Below are 20,025 nucleotides of genomic sequence, written 5' to 3' on the forward strand. Positions count from 1 at the left end.
CGAGGCAATTTCCGGCCGCTATGACCAAGCGGGCGTTGCTGCCGCAGCAGTCGAGCTCCTGTGGGTATCAGCGGACACCTTCGACGAAATAGAAGACGACGACACCGATGTCTGGTGGAGGAAGTGGGGCAGTCCTGTAGCTGTGAACCTCGCGGCCGGATTGATGGTGCTCAGTCAGCAGGCTGCGTTACGTCTGGAACAAAGTTTGGGACGTCACGTCGCTCGGTCCGCCCTCCAAGCTATCAACCATTTCATGTTGCGTTCGCTCGCAGGGCAGCACAAGGACCTTACTTTTGAACGGCAGGATCGGGTTTCCCAGCAGCGGTACCTTGCGATGGTGAGGGAAAAGTCAGCCTCCGTGATTGAGTGCTGTTGCTATTTGGGAGCGTTGGCGGCTGCCGCAAGCAAGAAATTTGTGGCCCGATACAGTGCCTTCGGGCGCAATCTGGGCGTGGCCGCCCAAATAAAAAACGACGCCATGGCCTTCCAGTCACCAGCAGAAGCAGCCAGAGACATTGCGAGAAAGAAGAAAACGCTCCCCATCATCTTTGCCTTCGCCCAGGCTAGAGGCGCTGATCGGAGGTTCTTGAAAGAGGCGTATTCTGGGCCGGGCACTCTTTCGACGGATACCATTGAAGGAATCCGCCAGACCGTGCTTCGGCTAGGAGGAGTACACTACTCCCTGGCAGTATCAGAGCTGTACAGGAAGAAGGCACTAGATGCATTGACGCACCCCAGCCTAGCAGGACATAATAAGGAGAATCTCATAGCTCTCGCGGACCTCCCATGAAGGTCGCGCTGACAACTCGGCAGAGTTCTTCCTTCACCTCTTGGGTAGGGGTTCGCGTCCTTTTTGCCGCACCTTTGCTTGCCTCTTTCGTCTTAGCAACCACCTTCTTCGTCGCTTCTGGCAATCGGTCATACATAGGTGTGGACCTGATAAGGCAAGGTGAGGTTTGGGTAGTGAGCCGAATCGACAGCGCGGGCCTAGCGAAGAACGCCGGCATTGAGCTGGGTGATATCGCCGTGCCAATCAAATACAGCTTAATGGAGGAACCAGTTAGCAAAGGAAGCATCATCAGGTCCCGCATGATTCAACAACTCCAGTGGGTTGACGCAGAGGGCAGGCTCAAGTCTATCTCTGTCTACGGAGTTCAGCCGCCTCTCCGCACGCAGCTAGAGTTGGTGAGCCTTTTCCTGTTGTGCCTGTCCTTTCTTGCATCAGGAATAACCGCTGTCTGGAAGAAGCCCGGTAGGGCGGCGACCATGCTATTTGGGCTGTTCTGTGCGATGGCAGCCGTGCTGGTGTCCTCCTACTTTGGCACAGAAAGAAGTGTACAGGGTGCATGGGAGGCACAGACCGTGGTCTTTATCAGCACCCCCTGGGTTCTCCTGCACTTCAGTCTTGTCTTTCCTGAGAAGAAGATGTTGTTGGAGAGGCACCCCCGGCTATTGTTCCTGATATACGCCCCGTCGGCACTTCTTCTTGCCGCCTTCTTCCTTGGAGGTAGAGAAGAAGCCGTATTCTACCCCTCCTTCAGGTCCGCAATCCTGGCCGCTACCGTCCTCGCTTTGCTGCTTGCTATTGTTAATGTCATACACAGCTATGCAACCTCACCATTGGTGAGGGCCAGGCAACAGATGAAGATCGCCCTTCTGGGCGCCACAGCTGGACTGTTGCCGTTCGTTCTATTGACTGCTATCCCGGAAATCGCCCTTGATCGCGAGTTGGTGCCGGCCTCCCTGGCCCTCCTGGCCACGAGCATCATGCTAGTTTCCTTCGCATATGCTCTGCTGCAAAAGCAGCTATTAGACGTTGATGCTGTTATCCAGCGCGGAACGGTCTATGCAGGCGCAGCCGTCCTGGTGCTCGCTGGGTACCTCTCTCTGACCTTTCTGGTCTTCTGGCTCTTTCCAGAACTTACCGAAAGGGGGCGACTTGCGGCCGTCGTGGCCATCAGTGTAGCAGCAGTCCTCTTCTTCAACCCGGCCAAGGAAAGAATTCGCAAGTTTGTTGACCAAGCATTCTACAGGGATAGATACGACTATGCAGCTGCCATGGGAGAGATAACTGGGGGCATCTCCCTTATTCCGGATTTCCGCAGTCTTGGCCACTTCTTGGTGGAAAGGGTGTCTAGGACCCTGGGGCTAGAAGGCGCACTCCTGTTTGTTCTCGACCGGAACGGGCGGATCGGGGCCACATTTGCCTCCGGTAGCTACGCGGCTCAGCAGACCCAGGCTCTCGGCCTCCTGTCTGAGTCTAGCCTCCGGGAGGACAATCTTTTCCCCAATCCAGCCCCAGCTGACTCCGGGGCCGCCTTCATCGTACCACTGAGGAGCAGGGCCAAGCTACTAGGAATGCTATTTCTTGGTCGCAAGATATCTCGAGCTGACTACACGGCCCAGGATGTTTCGCTCCTGTTCACCTTCTCACGTCATGCTTCCGCTGGTCTGGAAAATATCGAGCTCAAGGAGGAGGCCATAGCAAGAGGCCAGGAGCTCGAGAGGTTGAATACTCGTCTCCAAGATTATGCCTCCTCCCTGGAGAGAACGACTGCCACATTGCGCGAGGCCTACCTCCAGATAGGCAGAGCCCTGACCAAGGCACTAGAGACCCGGGACGCTTACACCCAGGGCCACTCGGCACGTGTCGCCAATTTTGCTCGCCTGGTGGGTTCTGAGCTAAGGCTGGCCAAAGATGAGCTGGACTCCCTGGAGCTGGCCGCAGAACTCCACGACCTCGGAAAGATAGGGACCCCCGACGGCGTGCTATTGAAGTCAGGCATCCTTGACCCTCAGGAAATGGCGGAGATCCGGCTTCATCCCGTGCGGTCGGTGCAAATCCTGAGTTCTTTGGAGTTCTTGCAGGACATCTTGCCCATTATTGAGGCTCATCACGAGTGGTATGATGGCGCCGGCTATCCCAAGGGTCTCCGGGGAGAGGAGATTCCTCTCGGAGCACGAATACTTGCCGTTGCTGATGCTTATGAGGCAATGGTGAGCCCGCGCCCTTACAGGCCAGCCTATTCAGCGGCAGAAGCCCTGGAGAGGCTGAAACGGGGTGCAGGGACACAATGGGACTCGCGAATAGTAGAAGCTTTCATAAAGGTGTTAGCTGCCCAGGAAAACGGCCAGGCTCCTGCGAGTTGAGAAAGCGGAGGGCGCGCTGTCTGCCGTGACGCCCCAATCTGCAATCAGCCTCACCTTGAGCAGAGGTCTCAATTTTCTAGCTGAGGATCAGCTACCCTCCGGGGGATTCGTGACCATGCTAGCGCGGCACGAGAATATGGCCCGTGCCATCCCCGTAACCTCTGTTTTTACCGCTTCCTTCGTCCTTCACGCTCTTGCACTGCTGCGGAACTGTGCTCCGGCTAAAGCTGTAGGGAGCAAGACCATCAATTTTATCCTGAAGGAGCAGGGGCGGGATGGCCTCTGGCGCGGTCTGGCTTCGCCAAAGGTTCCGCCCGATATTGATAGCATTTGCTGTGTTCTGGCATCGTTTGGAAAATGGAATGTGACGCTAGACTACGATCTCTTCATTCGGCGGCTTCTTGGCTATCGCCTGGATGGAGGAGCATTTTTCACCTTCGTTCTGGACACAGACCCGGGCATTGTGCCCCTTCAGAACGACATAGACTGGGTGGTCAATGCCAACGTCCTGTTCTTCTTCTCCAGCCTGGGACATCAGCTACCCGAGGTGGAGGCGTATCTAGAAGAGGTGGTTGCGCGGGACCTCTTCACAGGGGGAAGCAAGTATTATCCCTCTCCTTTTGCATTCACATATTGCCTGAGCCGTGCCGTGGTGGATGGCAGGGCCCAAAGGCTGGCAAAGCTGCTGGATAGATTGTCTTGGTATGTGCGCTCCGCCCAAGAGTCTGATCCAGGATTTGGGTCTCCGCTAGACGCTGCTCTGGCAGTGGCCACTCTGGTGAACTGCGGCACTGAGCCTCATAGGCTGGAGAAGGCTGTGGGCAGATTGGTGGAGATTCAGGAAAGGGACGGAGGCTGGCCCCTGGCGTGCTTCTTTGAAGGCCCGCAGGGCTACTACTACGGTTCCCGGGCCCTGACCACGGCGGTAGCAATGGAGGCACTGGCAAAATATCAATCAAGGCAACCTTAGACGAACGAGGCTTGCTGAAGCTAGCCATGAGCTTCACCCGACTTGGGCAACCAAACAAAGCAACAATTCTTACCCATCTTCTTTGCTGTGTACATGGCCCAATCGGCTGCCTCAACCAGGTCTTTGGCTGTCATGGTATTGCCCTGATAGGCGGCACAGCCGATACTCACAGTCAGCGAGTATTGGCGTCCATCGCTGCCAACAACCGAATGAGCAGCCACCGCCTGCCGGACCCTCTCGGCAGCCATCCTGGCTCCAGGGGCATCGGTCTCTGGTAGGATCACAGCAAATTCCTCGCCACCATAGCGAGCCACCACATCAGCTGTTCTCAGAGCGCTGGCCACAACTGTAGCAAGGTTTTTCAACACCAGGTCTCCACACAGGTGACCATGTGCGTCATTGAACTGCTTGAAGTCATCAATATCAATCATAAGCACGGCTAGGGCATGCCGGTAACGCCTGGCTCTTGCTACTTCCTGCCCCAGCCTGAGCCAAAAATGGCTATTATTCGGCAGGCCAGTGAGGCTGTCCAGATTTGCGAGCTCCAGCAACTCATCCCTGTCAACCTCATGAAAGGCTTGAACAGTGGCCTTCAAGGCGGCATCTAGCGCAAGCCCAAGCCATTCTAGCTCGCGGGCCTCAATATCTTTGATCCCCACCTCCTCAGTGAGAAGTCCTAGTATCACTTTGCGTAACGAAACGTAGTCCTCAACCACATCGGCCAATTGGAAACCTTGGGCTTGGCGTAGCTCGCCGAGGTAGCTAGCCTCGCGGTTGACGATGGCTTGACACTTGAAGCGGGAAGCTGAGTCTGGGCTCTCCAAGACGCTGATGACTGCCCCCAGTAGGTTCACAGTGTTGGCTCGGATCTTCCGTACGCTTGCCCTCCCATGTCTCTCACTGGCCGGGGTCTTTTTCGCTCCGCCGCCCAGCGCTCCAGTATGAGTTGCTTGTTGGCTCTCAGCACATTGGCGATCATGTTGGTGTTCCTCTAACCCCAGGCTCATGAGAGATGCACGTAGTGTTTCTGGCAGCATACACCGATCAACACTGGCTACAGGGCCCGAAGGTGCGGAAGTCGGCTACCCTGAGCTTCTAGGGCGCTTGAATTATTGTAAGCCCTAAGGGTGGCGAAAACAATATTCCTATCTGCCAAACACTACGGTTGACCCGAGTGGCTCCCCGGTCAAGTGCCTCCCAATCTGAGGTGGGCCCGACCACCCGCCGCCGGGGGGTGCTTAGGCTGGGCCCGGCTGCCCCCGGTCGGGGCAAGCTAGACACTGACTGGGCCAAACGATACGCTAATTTGTGTGGTTAGTCTGCTTGGCATTGGCAATGAGGTGAAAGTCCGCCCTTCTGGGGGGCCTGCAAGTGTTGGTACACCCCGCACGGGGCTGTGTGAGAAGGCCGCCATTGGCAACACAGAAAGGGGGGGCAAGATGCACCCCCTTTCTGTGTAATTTTGTAGGTGAAATTGGAGCTATGGCACCGTGGCACTGCTGCTCTTCTGCACCCCATCCCAGACGAAGTCGGGGTGGATGACGTCAATGACAGTGAAGGTGAACCCTGTGCCACCGGCTGGTTTGAGTACTTTGTCAGAGAGAAGTGTCACCCTGCCGTTGGCGTCAGTGACACCAGAATCGGCGTCTGCGGTCGCCCCACTCCACTGTCCAGACACGGCAGTACCCTGGACAGGCTGCTCGTTAGCAACAATAGTCACTGTAGCTTGACCTGTGTAGTTCACCCCCTGCTTGACCAATATCACATTCACGCTTCCTACATTCATCGTCGCCGCTTGGGCAGTGGTGAAGGTACGGTCCTCTGATGAAGCCGAATTCCCGGCGGCGTCCGTGGAACTCGCCTGGTAGTGATAACTGGTCGCCGGCGAGAGGCCGGTCAGGGTAATGCTGTGGCTGATGACCAAAGTCGGATTGGAAACTGACGAGACGTAGTTGGCATCCAGGCCATAGTTCACTGTGGAGTCAGCGGGCTCATCCGTTGTCCAGGTAATAGTGGCAGTGGTTGCGGTCGTCGTTTCCCCCACTCCCGAGATGCTCGGTGGGGTGGTGTCTATGACCCAGGTCCATGAGGCGGGAGTGGAGTCTTCATTGCCCGCCTCGTCCCTGGCTTTGACCCCAAAGGCGTGCGTTCCCTCGCTCAGGCCTGTATAGCTGGTGCCCGTGGCCGGGTCCCAGGCTGACCAGTCACCCCCGTCCAGGCGGTAGGAGTAGACCAGGGCCCCCACCGGCGTCACATTGTCGCTGCCGGTCCAGGCAAAGTTTGCCGAGGTGCTGCTAGTGACGCTGGCAGGACCGCTCAGGATGGTGGTATCAGGTGGGGTGCTATCCGGGCCCGGGGCGGCGGGCATTACTGCCGCGTAGGCATTAATTCGCTTGATGCTGTAGGTAGACCACATAGTGCCTGCCTGATCAGCCGTGCTCTCTATACGCTCTCGGACACTCCCGTTGGTCTCATACCCGGTTGCCCAGACCAGGGCTGCCAGCCCTGCCACAAAAGGGGTCGCCATGGAGGTGCCGTTCAGCGAGCCATAGTTTGTGGTCCCCATTCTGTTTTTGTGATTGGGCAGGGTGGAGTAGATGGCTACCCCGGGGGCAGCCACATCCACCCAATTGTTGTCGTAATTGGAGAAGCTGGCCTTAGCATCACTCTGGTCGGTGGCGGCAACGGCGACGCAGTTGGCATAGTAGGCAGGATACAGGGGGGCAACGCTGTTATCGTTCCCCGCCGCTGCTGCCAGCACCACACCCTTGTTCCAAGCGTAGCTCACTGCGGCTTCCAGGGTGGAGGAGGACGAGCTGCCCCCCAGGCTCATATTGATCACCTTCGCTCCGTTGTCCGCTGCCCAAGTGATGCCGCTGGCAATCCAGCTATAGTATCCCGAGCCAGTATCGCCCAGAACCTTTCCATTCATAATGACAGCATTGTAGCCAACACCAGCGACGCCTATTCCATTATTGGTGGCAGCAGCGGCAATGCCCGCCACATGCGTGCCATGACCGTAGAGGTCATCAACGGTGCGACTCGAAGTGAAATTTCTGTTGTCAACAATCTTGCCTGCCAGATCTTCATGGTTCTGGTCAACGCCGGAGTCCAGAATGGCGATTCTTATCCCGTCGCCCCTGCTTATGTCCCAGGCATCCGGGGCCTGAATCTTGGCCATGCCCCACTGGCTGCCAAAATAGGGGTCATTGGGCACCTCAATAGCCTGGGCGACAAAGTCAGGCTCAGCAAATTCCACTGCTCTTACACTTCGGTAGGCATTCACTTTCTCGGGGACCTTGCCGGCGGGGACTCTCACCACCTTCACGCCGAGCTGCCTTATCTCGTCCACCACCTCGCCGCCATACCTGCCGTGAACCTCCCGCTGGGTCGCCTCGTCCGTTCCAGCCTTGAACTTGACCAGGACCCGGTCGGGGGCAAACCCCTGAGCATCCTGCCCGGCGGCGGGAGCCGCAACAAACAGGGAGAAGCTCAAAATCAGCGAGAGCGCCAGGCCAATTCGGAACGGCTTCACGGGACACCTCCTTCCGTTATCCTACCCGCTCGGTCAATCACCCGATGCAATACAACCCTCCCCTTGCCGTCGGTGTGATATTCAAAGTCTGAAAAGCCGTCGGAAAGCACCAAGCGGTAGCCCGGAGTCACCACTTGGGCATACGCTCTGCCTGCCCGAGGGGAGCCGATGCTCGTATCCGGCCAGCTTACGGCTTCAACTTGCTTCAAGGCCACCTTCTCCTGTGGGACGTGTCCTGTCTGGGCCAAGTGCCTCTTTGCCCGGTCTATGATGCCATCCAGACTATCCATGGTTCATGGGCCATCCGACCCGAGTATAGGGGTCACCCTGAGCGGGTGTCAAGAGAAGATAGTCCCATTCGCAACTGGTACCAGAATGGGGAGCAAGACTGAATTGTTGCAGGAGGTGCCATACGAGCGCAGAGCTTCACTCTCAGGGCCAGTTGAGGTGACAAATGCGAGTTTCGTTGCATCAAGCGCCCAGCGTCTGCCCTGACTGCACATTCTTAGTTTTCGTCAAATGTGTCCTTGCCCCAGCCAAGTATTTCACGATATTGTTAGATTCTTGGGCGGGGCTCGTTCAGAGTATGGCAAAGCATAACGCGCCCCGGCCACCCTATTTCGAAGTTGACAGACTATAATTCAGGGGATAGGATTCCATAGACGGACAGGATCAAGACAGGAATGAGAGTTCAATGCAGGCGGAGTTGATCTACAATCCTTGTGGTGGACAGGTGGTCGTCAGGCGTGAACTTGATTATGTAGTTGCTTTGTTGAGTCGCTGCGGGTGGTCTGTCGCGTTGCGAGAAACCAGCAAGCCGTTCGAAGCGACCGAGCTGGCCCACCGTGCTGTCCGTAGAGGTGCCAAGGTAGTTATTGCGGCCGGTGGCGACGGCACTGTCAATGAGGTGGCCAATGGATTATTGAACACCGACGTGGCACTGGGGGTGCTTCCTATGGGAACGACCAACTCGTGGGCATTGCAGATGGGTATCCCAGCATTGAACCCAATGCTTCCGGGCACGAAAGTGGTCAAGCTGATTGCTGGTCTGGAGGAACGAATTGCACGCCCGTTACCTGCCAACTACTACCGAAAGGTGCTATTGGACGCTGCGCGAGTGCTCGTAGAAGGACGCACCGTTGCAGTAGATGTGGGCGAGCTCTCTGGTCGCCACTTCTTAATGTGGGCAGGTATCGGGCTAGATGCAGCGGTCACGGAAAGTATATCGTTGAAAGAGAAAAGGGCATTAGGCTCTTGGGCTTACGTGTTCACTGCAATCAGGTCAGGCTATCGATACTCTAGCACCGATGTTCGCCTCAGTCTGGATGGAGAGGTGGTAAAGACCAGCACGCCATTGATTGTTGTCAGCAATATTCAACTTTATGGAGGAGTGATGTCGATTGGGGCTAAGGCTTGTGTGAACGATGGAAAGTTGGATGTGTGCGTCTTCAAGGGAGACGGTTTCTTCACCTTTGTGCAGCACGCCTTGAACGTGCTCTCGCACAGACATATCCGAGACCCGAAGATAGAGTACTATCAGTGCAGTGAAATAGTTATTGAGTCAGCGTGCTCACTGCCAGTCCATTTGGATGGTGAGCCTTTTACGAAGACACCTGTCGCTATTTATACAGTACCCTCATCATTGAAGGTCATAGTGCCGAAGATTGTGCCTGGCAACTTGCTTGGCTAGAACAATCTGGCTTTCTGTCTAATGACCGAGTTTGAATTCGTGGTGGCTCACCTAACTGGACCGATGTCGAACCTTTGGCGGCCTGACCTAGTCGCCCACCTCAAAGGACTGGGCGCAAAGGTTCCGCTCTCTGAGTGGGCTTTGGAATCAGCCCTGCAGGTTCCGGTTCTCTCCAGGGCTGTACAACGATGGGAGCCGAGTCAATGGCATTGTAGAACTTTGACCAGGCCCTAAGGCTGGGGGAAGGGAGACCTGGCAGGGATGTCAGCGATAGCATCGTCCCTCAGGCCCTGTCTTTTCTCCGGGCCCGGGACTGCCGCCCCGCAGTCTATCAGCTCGCTAGGCGTCTAGCCTTGCCAGATTCGAACCGCACCTTCACTGTCATCCCGGCAACGGCTAATCCGGTGAACTGCTCCACCGAGGCCTTTATCCTCTGTTGCAGTTCCTGGCCTACCTCCAGCACAGGACTTCCAAAGGCCAGCGAGACATGGCAGGCGAAGCTGAGCCCATCAGCACCAAGACCCACGCCACAGTGGATGCGCCGCACACCGGGTATTTCCGCCCCCACCCTCTCGGCCAACAAACAGAGGCTCTCACGCTCAATGGTGATGTTTCCCGCCTCATCCTCCGAGATGGTGATGGGTGGGGAGTAGCCCAAGACCCTCGCCTCTGCAAAGAGATAGCCCGCCATGCCCACCAAGACAGCAGCTGCTATCAGCACGGCCACCGCCCGTTGCGAGCCGCCCATGCCTGCCAGAACACCCAGTTCGTGGCTGAAGGCCTGCCCGGGCAATATATCTGCCGAAGCTATCCCGGCGGACACAAGAAGAACAATCACCGCCACGGTGGCTATCAGCAGGACAAACGTAATGGCGGCCATCCGGTGTAAGGTGTCCAACAGACCGCTCTCTGACCGGGAAGGGGGCTCTACGCCACCCTAGGGTGCGGGGCCTGCTCAGGGAAATCAATTGCGACGATGTTCAAGTTGACCTCTTTGGCCACGAGGCCGCACAAGCTCTGCAGCCTCTCGGCCACATTCTTTCTCACCCTGTCTGCTACGTCAGGGATGTTGTGACCGTAGAGGACAGTGATGCTCAGGTCAACCATGGCTTCTTTCTTCCCCACTTCCACCTCCACACCCGGGGTCTTGGCACCACCCGCCCCCAAGCGCTCTACTATGGACCTCCTTATGGAACTGGCCCCCAGCTTGGATACCCCCTTCACCTCCCGGGCAGCTACTCCAGCGATGTTCGCCACCACATCATCGGCGATGTTGGTGCTTCCCCCTACAGCTTGTTCCGTCACTGCTCACCTCCGTCTTGACTTTGTTCAGCGGCACCGCCGCCCTCTTTTAGCTTGAGCCCCACTACATTGATGTCTACGACCTTGGTGGCCAGATTACAACGCCTCCGGAGCGCCTGGGCGACATTCTGTCTTACCCGGTCCGCCACCTCGGGGATTCTATAGCCATAGACAACCGACAGAGACAGATCAACGGAGACCCCATCCTGGCCCACCTTCACCCTCACCCCCTTGGTTCTCTCCTCTGCGTCCTCCAGGGCGTCTGCCAGGCGTCCTGCCAAGGAGGCTTCTCCCAGGCCATGGACCCCTTCTATCTCTGCGGCAGCGACATGGACAATACTTGCCACGACCTTGTCCGCTATAATGATGTTGCCGCCCACCTTGCCTTCCAGTTTAGCTCTATTCCCTGCTACCTGTCAAGCCTGTGCTCGTTCAAGCCCCCATGGAATAACGTGGCAGGTGACATGGCCTCGTCCCACGAGGCCGTTACATCCGCCGGGTCGCCTTTACCAACGGACAGAAACCCGAGACCGGCAGGCGCTTGGTATTTTCCCCTCGCATCTCCACACCCGGGTCGGTCACTCCCCGGCTCAGCGCAGGCGGTCTACGGCAACGAATATTCCGAGAGCCAGGGCAAGAAGCAAAAGGGGTGCCCGGAAGATGAGAAAGATTGCCCCTTCCAGGGAGGAAGTGTGGGCCAGGAAGAAGGCTGGTGTCAGGCTGAGGGCAGCGATAACCTCGAGGGCACAACCCCCCTGCGGCGGTTTACCGCGGCTGACCAGTTCAGCAATGGCTAGCTCTGTCCACAGAAGGGAGGAAGTCAAACAGGGAGAGATACAGGCTGCGCAAGAGGACGCCCCAGACTGTGCCTGCCGTGAGGGCTAGGCGCTATGGGGGGTCTTGATGCGCCATGTCGACCATTTCCCCGGTTACACGATAGATGACCCACTCGCAAATATTGGTTACCCTGTCAGCAAATCGCTCCAGATTGTGTGCCACCCATACGAGCCGGGTAGCCTGCGTAATGACCTTTCGGTCCTGGACCATAGAAAGGAGCAATTCACGGAAAACGCTATCGTACAATGCATCCACGTCGTCGTCCAAACGATATATTCGTTTAGCCTTCTCCACATCTCTCTCCTTGAAGGATTCGACGCTCCCCCGAAGCATCTCTAGCCCTCTGCCGGCCATTCGAGACACGTCCATCGGCAGCTGTAAGAGCGGCTGCTCGCCTATCATCAAGGTGATATTGGCAATGCCTTCGGCATAGTCACCGATACGCTCCAACTCGGTGATAATGCCAAGCACGGCAACTATCATTCGCAAATCCTCAATCTTGAGAAAGCTAGTGGCGATGACGCGCATACACCCTTCCCGGATTCCAAATGCCCTGTAATCCAGCCGCCTGTCATCCTTGACTATCTCGGCGGCAAGTGCCATATCCCTCCTCTGAAGGCATTCCACAGACCGCTCAATGGCCCTTTCTGCCATGTCTGCCAAAGACAACACACCGTTTTCAAGCTCTCGCAGCTTCTCTTCCAGGTCCACCTCGGGCATCTTGATGACCGCCGCCTGTCGGTCCTTGCCCTGATACTCACTCATACCTGGTTGGCGAACCCGCGTATAGGATTCTTCCAGTTCCCTTCTTACCCCCCTAACCATCAACTTCATATGGATGCGGTCTATGATCTCGAAGAACACCCATTTCAGCAGTAAGCTCCCTAGGCCAAGATAGAACCATACGAAGGTTATGAAGGAAGGTTGGCGCCAGATTGTATACATGACCTTGGCCCAAAGCAACGAAAAACCGACGCCAAAGACGACCTTGTAAAGATTGACACCCAATCTTGGCAACTTCACTACGACCTGCCTACGCGTATTGTTATGCTGGCCCGGAATGCCTAGACATTATACCCGCTGAGCAACAAGCCTGGCAAAAACGAAACTGCAAGCTTCAGAGGTAGCCGCTTCCGTGGCTGCCTCACGGGCTTACCAGCCATGAACTTGTCGGAAAAGCACTGGTTTGAAACTGCTGCAGGACCGGCCCGTCTATTGCTTCGATTCCTTGGTCTGATAGGGTGCTTTCCAGGATAGCGGGGAAGCGTGGAGGGTAGAGCTCAAAAAGGTAGTCATACATCTTCAGGAGGAGACGCTCCACATTGCCAGCCCGCAGCCGCAGGCCGTCGGACCCTGAATGCTTCTCGCCCTCATCGAGCGTGCCCTCTGCTATATGCCCCCTCTCTGAGCCAAGCAAGGCTCACTCTCGCCTTTGCGGGTGCATCGATGGCAGACTGATAGGAGTCAATTATCCAGCTCAACAACAGGACAGAAAGTCTCATGAGGCAGCTCTTCATCTTCCGGCGACGCGCTTCAAATAGTGCATTGAGGTGAACCCATAGCGGAGGACCACGACGAGTCTGCAGCAATGTTGTGATATGACCATCTTCAGACTTACTGCCCGGGCTTATGCCTGTACGGATAATCCTCCAACCAGTTCTTTATAGTCCCCTTGGATACCCCCATTTGCCTGGCTATCTGCCCCAGTGATAGTCCCTCTTGTCTGAGCTGCTTGGCCTTCTCAATCCGCTGGCTAAGCGGCGTTCTCTCCGGTGCTCTGGCGGTTACCTCTCCCCCGGTGGCAAAGATGTGGCTTACTCTCTCGCTCCAGAATGATGGCAGGGAGTTCTCCACTAGCCCAGCGAAGTCGCTATCCGGGGCATAGACGTAAGCCCACTTCTTCTTGTCGGCTGAATTGACTCCGGCAAAGGCTTCCTTGGCATTGGCTGCAATCTTGCTCAGTTCCCGTCTGTCAAACTCAAGCTGCATAGCACTCATGTCTTTGAACACTATCACATTGGCTGAGCTGGCTATGTTCTTATCCACCTGTCTGGCTTCCTGTGAAACGAAGATCATAGTCTGATTTCGTTGCCGGCTGAGGTTGACGATTCGAGACATTTCCACGCTGTCGGCCGTCATACTGCGCCTGGCATGGAATGCGAGATAACCTTCATCCACCAGGACAACAGAGTCGGGCGGGACATCTTCCAGTTTGACTGCTATCCCCACCCAATTGGGCAGATACTTGGAGGCATCTCTAGGAAGGCCAACAACATAGACGCTAGCTATCCAGCGAAGATGCTCAAGCAACCGGTAGCCAAGAGTGCTCTTTCCTTTCCCTCTTCCACCCAAGATCAAAACAATCGAAGGGTGGCGGATGAGCTTCAGCCACTTGCACTCTTCAATAGCCTGAGGGACCGGACACAGCTTCGGTTGCGGAGAGATCAAGCCGACCAGTGTAGATCCTCCAAACGTCTCGTTGATGGCTTTCTCAAAGATGTTTGCCAGGTCCATGTTGGCGACGTTGCTACGCGTGGGGGAGGAGACTTGAGGAACTAGAGGGGCTGCAAGCGCTTGAGGCATTTGCACCCGCCAGGGCACTGGCCAGGTCATGGGGCTGTATTCTCCCGGCCTCGTCGGAGGAAGGTCAGGATAGCCATTGTGGTTAGAGTCACTTGTCGGCTGGCCTAACTCTCTTAGCATGGCATAGCCAAGCCACGCGAGGACGCCCCACTTCAAGATGTCTGTTCCCTTCATGTACGGTCACCTCCTTTTCCGACGTTCAACACGGTTCAACCAGATTGGAGAATTGAACACTGTCCGTTCAACTCCGTTCAATTGAACAGGTGATTTGAACGCCTTTTTGAATCCCAGATCTTCCCTCTCCGGCCTCAATGCTTGTCCCTTCGTTACGTCTCTTACATGTTTGCATGCCGTGGAGATTGAAGATGAAGCTGAAAGTTCTACCTACCGTGCGGCACCGCCCACCATATTGTACAATACGGGGAACTGATACCCCCTCCTCAGTCAGTCCCTTCGGCGGCATCGGTATCGTGTAAGTCACCATTACCTGGTCACCTGTCACTTTGACCTCCCTCACGAAGCTTCGGATGAACGCTCTCCTCTCGGTGAGCGGGCTCTCGCCCAGGAGAGCCCTCAGGTCCTCGACGAACCGCCTCACTGTCTCTTCGTCGGCCAGTTCAAGGTGGCGGTCGGCCAGCAGGGCCTCCAGCTCCCACTTCGCCGCATTCAGTTGCTTTTGCCTTTCCCTGAGTTGCTGTATCCGCGGTGAGAGGTCGTCCATGGTCAGCTTGCCTGTCTCCAGAGCATCGTAAAGCCGCTCCAGGCGCTGGTTGACATCGGCAATCTCGGCAGCCACCGTTTCTAGCCTGCCGCGGTACTCCGCACTCGCGGCATCCATTTCCTCATTGACCAAGCGCACCAGTTCCCTGAGGTTCTCCTCGGTAAGGATGCGCTCCTTAATCTTGTCGATGACCAGCCCCTCGAACTTGGGAGCGGGCAGATACTTCGTGGGGCACATCTTCGGACCCTTCTTGAGCAGCGTGCCGCAGACGTAGTAGGCGAACTTCCCGCCCTTGGCGTCCTGCCCCACAAGGGCCTTGCCGCAGTGGCCGCACCGCGCCAGACCGCTCAGCAGATAGCGGCTCGACGTCCGGCGTGGGTGGACAATCCTGGGCCCGCGGTCGGCAAGCCTCTTCTTTACCGCCTCAAAGGTCTCCCTGTCTATGATTGCGGGCCAAGCGTCCTCAACCCGGATGGGTGGCAACTTGCGGATGCTGGTGCGCTACAAGAAAGGCAAGCTCCCCAGGGAGCTTGAAGAAAGCGTCTTCGCCCGCTGTCAACGGGCCGTAGCAGAATACCTGGCCAGCTAGGGAGCTAACGGGCTGGCTTTTGTTTTTGTCCATCAGCATGACCACCATACTAACCCGGTCCCCTGTCCAGGCCGGGGGCGACGGCGCAGCGGCACGCCTGGAGGCGTTCCTGCCCCTCATCCGTGCCACCGGCCGCCGCTGGGCCCGCCGGCTCGGACGGGACGGGGCTCTGGCCGAGGACCTGGCACAGGAAGCCGCGCTCGCCCTCTGGCGGGCTCTCCGGGAACGCCCCGACGCCCCTGCGAGCTACCTGAAGGATGTTGCCGACCACGCAGCCCGGGATGCCCTGGAGCGAGGGAAGTCAGTGGACCGGCCCCTGCCCCGGGAGCGGCAGCGCACCTGGCAGGTGGCCAGCCTGGACGCCCTGATGGAGGACGAAGCGGGCTGGGAGAGCATAGAGGGGAGCCTCATCCGGCGCCGGCACCACGGGGAGCTGCCCAGCCCGACAGAGGAGGTGGCCCTGGCCAGCGTGCTCTACCGCGACCTCCGGGACCGCCTCACCCTCCGACAGCGGGAGGTCCTGGAGCTGCGGCTCCAGGGCTACACACGGGAGGAGATCGAGGCCAGGCTGGGACTCGGTCAGACCCGGGTCAACACCATCATCACCGTCATCCGGCACAAAGCGCGGCCCCTATGGGAAGAGGAGCCGGCGCCGACCCCCGAACCCGCCTTCATCACCACCGGTGAGCTGGCCCAAAAGCTGCACCTCAGCCGGGTGCACGCCATCCGCCTGTGCCGCCAGGGCAAGGTCCCGGGCGCCCAGCGGGTCGGGAAGCGGTGGCTGATCCCCCTGACCTGGTGAGTTGGCGGGGGCCACCCCCCGCCCCACCGCGGTCTTCAAAGCTGGAAAACGGGGTTTCTCGGAGGGGAGTGTACTCTGCCTCGGGGAGTCGGGGCCTCGGCCAGTTTCGGAGCGCTCCAAAACTTTATGTCCTGTCGTTTCGTTGCAGGGGACTGCCCGTGCTGGACCTGCAAATTGACTTTGGGACATCCACCTCCTGCAACCCTGGAAGAGATGCGCCGGCAAGGACGCCCTGGGAGTGGGATTCTAGCTCTGTGCTGCGGGGATTAGCAAGACCGCACCCTGAGACTCTGACCAGAAACTGCCGAGCGTCAGAGTGGCACTTCTATTTCTATTGCTGTCCCTTGGCCTAACTCTGATTTAAGACTGAAGTCACCCCCAAGTAGCCGCACCCTTTCTGCTATTCCGGCGAGACCAAGCTTCCCGGCATGGGTCAGGTCGCCCACCTGCTCTGGGAGTTTGAAACCCTTGCCGTCGTCAACAACCGAGACCCTTGTCTTCCCTTCGCCAAATTCTGCAGTCAGCTGCACTCTGGAGGCCTGGGCGTGCCTGCCAGCGTTTCTCAGTGCCTCCTGAACAATGCGAAAGATGAGCAGTTCCGCATCCGCTGTAAGACGTCGTTCGCTGCCCAGGACCCCCATCTCCACCTTGATTTGATACTGTTTTTCTGTTTCACCAGCCAGCCAGCGTAGGGCTGGAACCAGGCCCAGCTCGTCAATCATGGGGGGCCGGAGGTCCTGACTGAAGCGGCGCATCCCCTCCACGCCCTGGTTGACCTGCTGTTGCAGCCGTAGCAAGAAGCTGGCGAAGTCGTTGGGCAAGCCCTCCTCCTGGCGCAAGAAGTTGTCCAATTGCCGTGAAACGGCATAGAGGACCTGAGCCGTATCGTCGTGAAGCTCTCTGGCGATGCGTTTCCGCTCCTCCTCTTGAGCCTTGACAATCTGCCCGAGATAGAAACGCAGGTTGTCCTGCATCCTGCGTTCAGCGGTCACATCCCTGGCAATATGCTGGAACCCCTTTGGCTTCCCGTCTTCTGTGATAAGATTGGTTGTCAGCTGCAAGATTGCTTCCGTTCCATCCCTTCTAACCAGCCGCTGTTCATAGATTTGTTCCACGGTTTCCCCTTCAAAGAGCTTGCGCCTGATGCGTCCTGCCAGGTCGAGGCTTTCCTTTGAAAGGAAAGTCCTCACATTCATTCTCATCAGTTCTTCAACGTCGTATCCCGTGAGCTTTGACATCGCTCTGTTGGTTGCTATGATGTCGCCTCGGAGGTCGTGGACCCAGATGGCATCGTTGGCATTCTCAAATATCTCTCGGTACCGCCTCTCCGAGGCCAGGGCCCGCTGCGTGGCTGAGCGCTCCCGTTCATACAGTCGGGCGTTTTCAATGGCGATGCCCATTTGACCGCCAATGGCGCCAAGCAGGTCCACCTCCACTTCCCCAAACGCGCGAGGCCGGCGGTTGCCCGCACAGAGGACACCCACGACGCGCTCACCGACGGTCAGAGGCGCAATGAGCTGGGCCTGTATCTTCATCTGCTTCACCGCCGCGCTGGCATCTTTGGAATCGTAGGCCTCATCCTCCACCATGATGGGTTCGCCTGTCTCAGCCACCCTCCCGTAGAAGCCTTCGCCTACCTTCACCTTGCCTACCTCTGCGGCGAACTCCTCAGAAACCCCCTCGTAGGCCAGGAGCACCAGCTCGCGAGCTTCTTCTTCTAGAGAGAATATCAACATCACTTCCAGCTCCAGCATATCCATCACCAGGTCAATGGCCCTTTTGAGGGTTTCCTTGAGCTCGAAGCTCCGGGTGAGCACGGCGGAGAGGGCATTGAGGCTGGCAAGCCTTTTCTGGTCGCTCCTGGCGATTCTAACATAGCGCTGAAGCTGCTCGTGGGTATTTTGAAGCTGGTCCAGGGCGCTCTGGTACTGGTCCCGTTCCCTTTCCCTCACCCTGAGCCATTGGCAGGCAAGGACACCTACGAGCGTGACCCCAAGGGTTTCAAGTAAGGCATCATAAGGAACAGGGGAGAGGGAAATGGCCCGCGGCAGCATAATGACAATGCTGACGAAGATAGCAGCGAGACCGGCAACAAACCCAAATACGTAGCAAGTATAGACGATAGGCACCAGAAACAGGATACGGTCCACGGAATGACGGGTCAGTCCAAAGTGAAGACTGGGCGAGGATACCCCTTCAAGACCTATCTGTTCAATATAGTGAAGGAGGGTGAGGAATGCCAGAATCGCCAGGTTCACCCAGAAATGTGGGCTACCTGCAATCTGTTTCAGGCGAGCCCTTGCCTTCACGGCAACTCTTCCGGTCTCAGCCAACCCTTCTTCAGGCAGTAGACTACAGCTTCAGTGCGGGACCCAACCCCCAGCTTATTGAAGATGTTGCTTAAATGGGCCTGAACAGTGCGCACGCTCATCACAAGCTCCCTGGCAATATCCTTGTTGGCCCTGCCCCGGGCTGCTATTCGGAGCACCTCCATCTCCCGCTGGGTGAGAGTCTCAGTGGGGCGCTCCTCAGTGCTGGTGGCTCTGGACTTGGAGTAGGCGAGCATCTTGCGGAGCACGGCAGGGTGCAGCACCGACTCCCCACTGTGAAGGCCACGGATGGCCTGGACCAGCTCATCACCGCTTACACTCTTCAGCAGGTAGCCGCCGGCGCCGGCGTCCAGCAGGGAAAATATGAACTCATCATAGTCATAGGCCGTAAGGATTAGCACTGCTGTGGCTGGCAACGCAGCCTTGATTTCTCTGGTGGCTTCAACGCCGCTTACTTTCGGCATAGAGATATCCATGACAACCACATCGGGCTTCAGCTCCCGGGCCAGCCTTATCGCCTCCTCACCGTCTCCCGCCTCACCGACCACCTCCAGGTCATCTTCCCGTTCCAGGAGCTGGCGTGTGCCTTCCCTCACCACCACATGGTCTTCAGCAAGCAGAATCCTGATCTTGCCCATGCTCTCACCTTCCAATACAAGTCTAACCCCAATCCGCCCCTCCGGTCAATGAATAATGAATAAGGTTCTAGGGACCACCGTGGGACGGCAGCACTACGCCATTTGGCGTAGGCATTGGGCGAGGGGGCTCGCCTAATGCTTAGGCGACAACCCTTACGCAGAAATAGCGGCAAGAAATCGGCTTTATGGACAATGTGGCGAACGGTTTCTTGTGGTTAAATACTCTTGGGATAAGAAGAGTAGCTGAGGAGGCAAGGCCATGAGAGAGATTTACCGGACACAAAGGGAGTGGATGCCCCGGCAGTGGCTCGGTACGGGAGCCTATGTGGGCGCCCTGGGGGTTGCCACGGGCATAGTGGGCATGACCGGGGCTGCGTTCTACCTCGGCGAGAAGGTTGAGGCAGGCGCTGAGGCCCTGGGGGAAGGAGGCAAGGCCGTGAGAAGGTTTTATCAGAAGTATAGCAGGATGCCCTGGCGCTGGCTGGGCACAGGTATCTATGTGGTTGCCCTGGCCATCGCCACGGTAATAGTGGGCGCTGCCGCAGCGGTGTCCTTCATCCGCGAAAAGGCAGAAGCGGGCACTGAGGCCTGGCAGGCAAGACGAGCCGCGAGAAGGCAGCAGGTACCCCAGGTTGTAGAAACCCCTGCGGGCACCTACCCTGCTGAGGTAGCGGCCGGGGCCAGGAAGGTGACTGCCACCAGGGTGCGGGTCTTCAGCAAGCGGGTCGCTGCGGCCCCTGAGGCGGAAGAGGCAGTAAAAGAGGCGGAAGAAACCACGAGGCAGAGGTGACAGGGAGAGCCTTGGGCGGAGGGAAGCGGCTGTGAGGGAAAAGGAACTGCTTTGGGAGATGTACGAGGGCTTCTGGGAAGGAAGGGAG

At 57.4% G+C, this 20,025-nt stretch carries 18 protein-coding genes; 6 read left to right on the top strand and 12 right to left on the bottom strand.

Annotation, left to right across the window (positions count from 1 at the left end):
- The 3 genes from KJ624_08370 to KJ624_08380 form a co-directional block, all read left to right on the top strand.
- Positions 1-790, top strand: a 790-nt coding sequence (locus tag KJ624_08370) for a polyprenyl synthetase family protein (GenBank protein ID MBU2009830.1), incomplete at its 5' end; no start/stop codon positions are given.
- A 173-nt stretch (positions 791-963) separates the two neighbouring features.
- A complete protein-coding gene (locus KJ624_08375; protein MBU2009831.1) occupies positions 964-3,150 on the top strand; it encodes an HD domain-containing protein in 2,187 nt (728 codons plus the stop codon).
- A 115-nt stretch (positions 3,151-3,265) separates the two neighbouring features.
- On the top strand, positions 3,266-4,120 hold the full coding sequence (locus tag KJ624_08380; GenBank protein ID MBU2009832.1) for a hypothetical protein: 855 nt from the start codon (positions 3,266-3,268) through the stop codon (positions 4,118-4,120).
- 20 nt (positions 4,121-4,140) lie between these two features.
- Here KJ624_08380 and KJ624_08385 read toward each other — a convergent pair whose 3' ends face one another.
- The 3 genes from KJ624_08385 to KJ624_08395 all read right to left on the bottom strand — a co-directional run bounded on the left by KJ624_08385 (position 4,141) and on the right by KJ624_08395 (position 7,945).
- Entirely contained in the window at positions 4,141-4,845 is a 705-nt protein-coding gene (locus tag KJ624_08385) for a GGDEF domain-containing protein (GenBank protein ID MBU2009833.1), read from the bottom strand.
- Positions 4,846-5,600: 755 nt separating this feature from the next.
- Positions 5,601-7,655 carry a S8 family serine peptidase gene (locus KJ624_08390; protein MBU2009834.1) on the bottom strand — a complete coding sequence of 685 codons (2,055 nt, stop codon included), beginning with the start codon at positions 7,653-7,655 and terminating at the stop codon, positions 5,601-5,603.
- On the bottom strand, positions 7,652-7,945 hold the full coding sequence (locus tag KJ624_08395; protein MBU2009835.1) for a hypothetical protein: 294 nt from the start codon (positions 7,943-7,945) through the stop codon (positions 7,652-7,654). The genes KJ624_08390 and KJ624_08395 overlap by 4 nt, the downstream gene beginning before the upstream one ends.
- Before the next feature lie 404 nt (positions 7,946-8,349).
- On the opposite strand from KJ624_08395, the gene KJ624_08400 reads away from it, so the two are divergent.
- Positions 8,350-9,345, top strand: coding sequence for a diacylglycerol kinase family lipid kinase (locus KJ624_08400; GenBank protein MBU2009836.1), 996 nt, complete (start codon positions 8,350-8,352; stop codon positions 9,343-9,345).
- Positions 9,346-9,676: 331 nt separating this feature from the next.
- Here KJ624_08400 and KJ624_08405 read toward each other — a convergent pair whose 3' ends face one another.
- The 7 genes from KJ624_08405 to KJ624_08435 form a co-directional block, all read right to left on the bottom strand.
- Positions 9,677-10,243: an Asp23/Gls24 family envelope stress response protein gene (locus KJ624_08405; GenBank protein ID MBU2009837.1), complete on the bottom strand. Its 567-nt coding sequence runs from the start codon at positions 10,241-10,243 to the stop codon at positions 9,677-9,679.
- Positions 10,244-10,272: 29 nt separating this feature from the next.
- Positions 10,273-10,650, bottom strand: coding sequence for an Asp23/Gls24 family envelope stress response protein (locus KJ624_08410; protein MBU2009838.1), 378 nt, complete (start codon positions 10,648-10,650; stop codon positions 10,273-10,275).
- Complete coding sequence (locus KJ624_08415) at positions 10,647-11,027, bottom strand: Asp23/Gls24 family envelope stress response protein (protein ID MBU2009839.1); 381 nt, start codon at positions 11,025-11,027, stop codon at positions 10,647-10,649. Before KJ624_08415 ends, KJ624_08410 begins: the two co-directional genes overlap by 4 nt.
- Positions 11,028-11,237: 210 nt before the next feature.
- Entirely contained in the window at positions 11,238-11,471 is a 234-nt protein-coding gene (locus tag KJ624_08420; GenBank protein ID MBU2009840.1) for a hypothetical protein, read from the bottom strand.
- A gap of 64 nt (positions 11,472-11,535) precedes the next feature.
- Positions 11,536-12,507, bottom strand: a complete 972-nt coding sequence (gene phoU / locus KJ624_08425) for a phosphate signaling complex protein PhoU (protein ID MBU2009841.1) — start codon at positions 12,505-12,507, stop codon at positions 11,536-11,538.
- Positions 12,508-13,098: 591 nt separating this feature from the next.
- Positions 13,099-14,241 carry a hypothetical protein gene (locus tag KJ624_08430; GenBank protein ID MBU2009842.1) on the bottom strand — a complete coding sequence of 381 codons (1,143 nt, stop codon included), beginning with the start codon at positions 14,239-14,241 and terminating at the stop codon, positions 13,099-13,101.
- 67 nt (positions 14,242-14,308) lie between these two features.
- Positions 14,309-15,271, bottom strand: a complete 963-nt coding sequence (locus tag KJ624_08435; protein MBU2009843.1) for a recombinase zinc beta ribbon domain-containing protein — start codon at positions 15,269-15,271, stop codon at positions 14,309-14,311.
- A gap of 143 nt (positions 15,272-15,414) precedes the next feature.
- On the opposite strand from KJ624_08435, the gene KJ624_08440 reads away from it, so the two are divergent.
- The gene (locus KJ624_08440) at positions 15,415-16,179 is read left to right on the top strand and encodes a sigma-70 family RNA polymerase sigma factor (GenBank protein MBU2009844.1); all 765 of its coding nucleotides are present in this window, start codon (positions 15,415-15,417) and stop codon (positions 16,177-16,179) included.
- Between the two features lie 311 nt (positions 16,180-16,490).
- Here the strand turns inward: KJ624_08440 and KJ624_08445 are convergent, their stop codons facing one another.
- On the bottom strand, positions 16,491-18,488 hold the full coding sequence (locus tag KJ624_08445) for a PAS domain S-box protein (protein ID MBU2009845.1): 1,998 nt from the start codon (positions 18,486-18,488) through the stop codon (positions 16,491-16,493).
- Positions 18,485-19,147: a response regulator transcription factor gene (locus KJ624_08450; protein ID MBU2009846.1), complete on the bottom strand. Its 663-nt coding sequence runs from the start codon at positions 19,145-19,147 to the stop codon at positions 18,485-18,487. The genes KJ624_08445 and KJ624_08450 overlap by 4 nt, the downstream gene beginning before the upstream one ends.
- A gap of 259 nt (positions 19,148-19,406) precedes the next feature.
- Between KJ624_08450 and KJ624_08455 the strand changes: the two genes are divergently transcribed.
- Positions 19,407-19,937, top strand: a complete 531-nt coding sequence (locus KJ624_08455) for a hypothetical protein (protein MBU2009847.1) — start codon at positions 19,407-19,409, stop codon at positions 19,935-19,937.
- The last annotated feature ends 88 nt before the right edge of the window (positions 19,938-20,025 follow it).

It is taken from the genome of Chloroflexota bacterium (assembly GCA_018825785.1).
Taxonomy (GTDB): Bacteria; Chloroflexota; Dehalococcoidia; order JACVQG01; family JAHKAY01; genus JAHKAY01.

Coding starts and splice junctions, on each gene's coding strand:
- KJ624_08380 (MBU2009832.1), top strand. CDS start 3,266: ATGCTAGCGCGGCACGAGAATATGGCCCGTGCCATCCCCGTAACCTCT.
- KJ624_08395 (MBU2009835.1), bottom strand. CDS start 7,945: ATGGATAGTCTGGATGGCATCATAGACCGGGCAAAGAGGCACTTGGCC.
- KJ624_08400 (MBU2009836.1), top strand. CDS start 8,350: ATGCAGGCGGAGTTGATCTACAATCCTTGTGGTGGACAGGTGGTCGTC.
- KJ624_08430 (MBU2009842.1), bottom strand. CDS start 14,241: ATGAAGGGAACAGACATCTTGAAGTGGGGCGTCCTCGCGTGGCTTGGC.
- KJ624_08440 (MBU2009844.1), top strand. CDS start 15,415: ATGACCACCATACTAACCCGGTCCCCTGTCCAGGCCGGGGGCGACGGC.
- KJ624_08450 (MBU2009846.1), bottom strand. CDS start 19,147: ATGGGCAAGATCAGGATTCTGCTTGCTGAAGACCATGTGGTGGTGAGG.
- KJ624_08455 (MBU2009847.1), top strand. CDS start 19,407: ATGAGAGAGATTTACCGGACACAAAGGGAGTGGATGCCCCGGCAGTGG.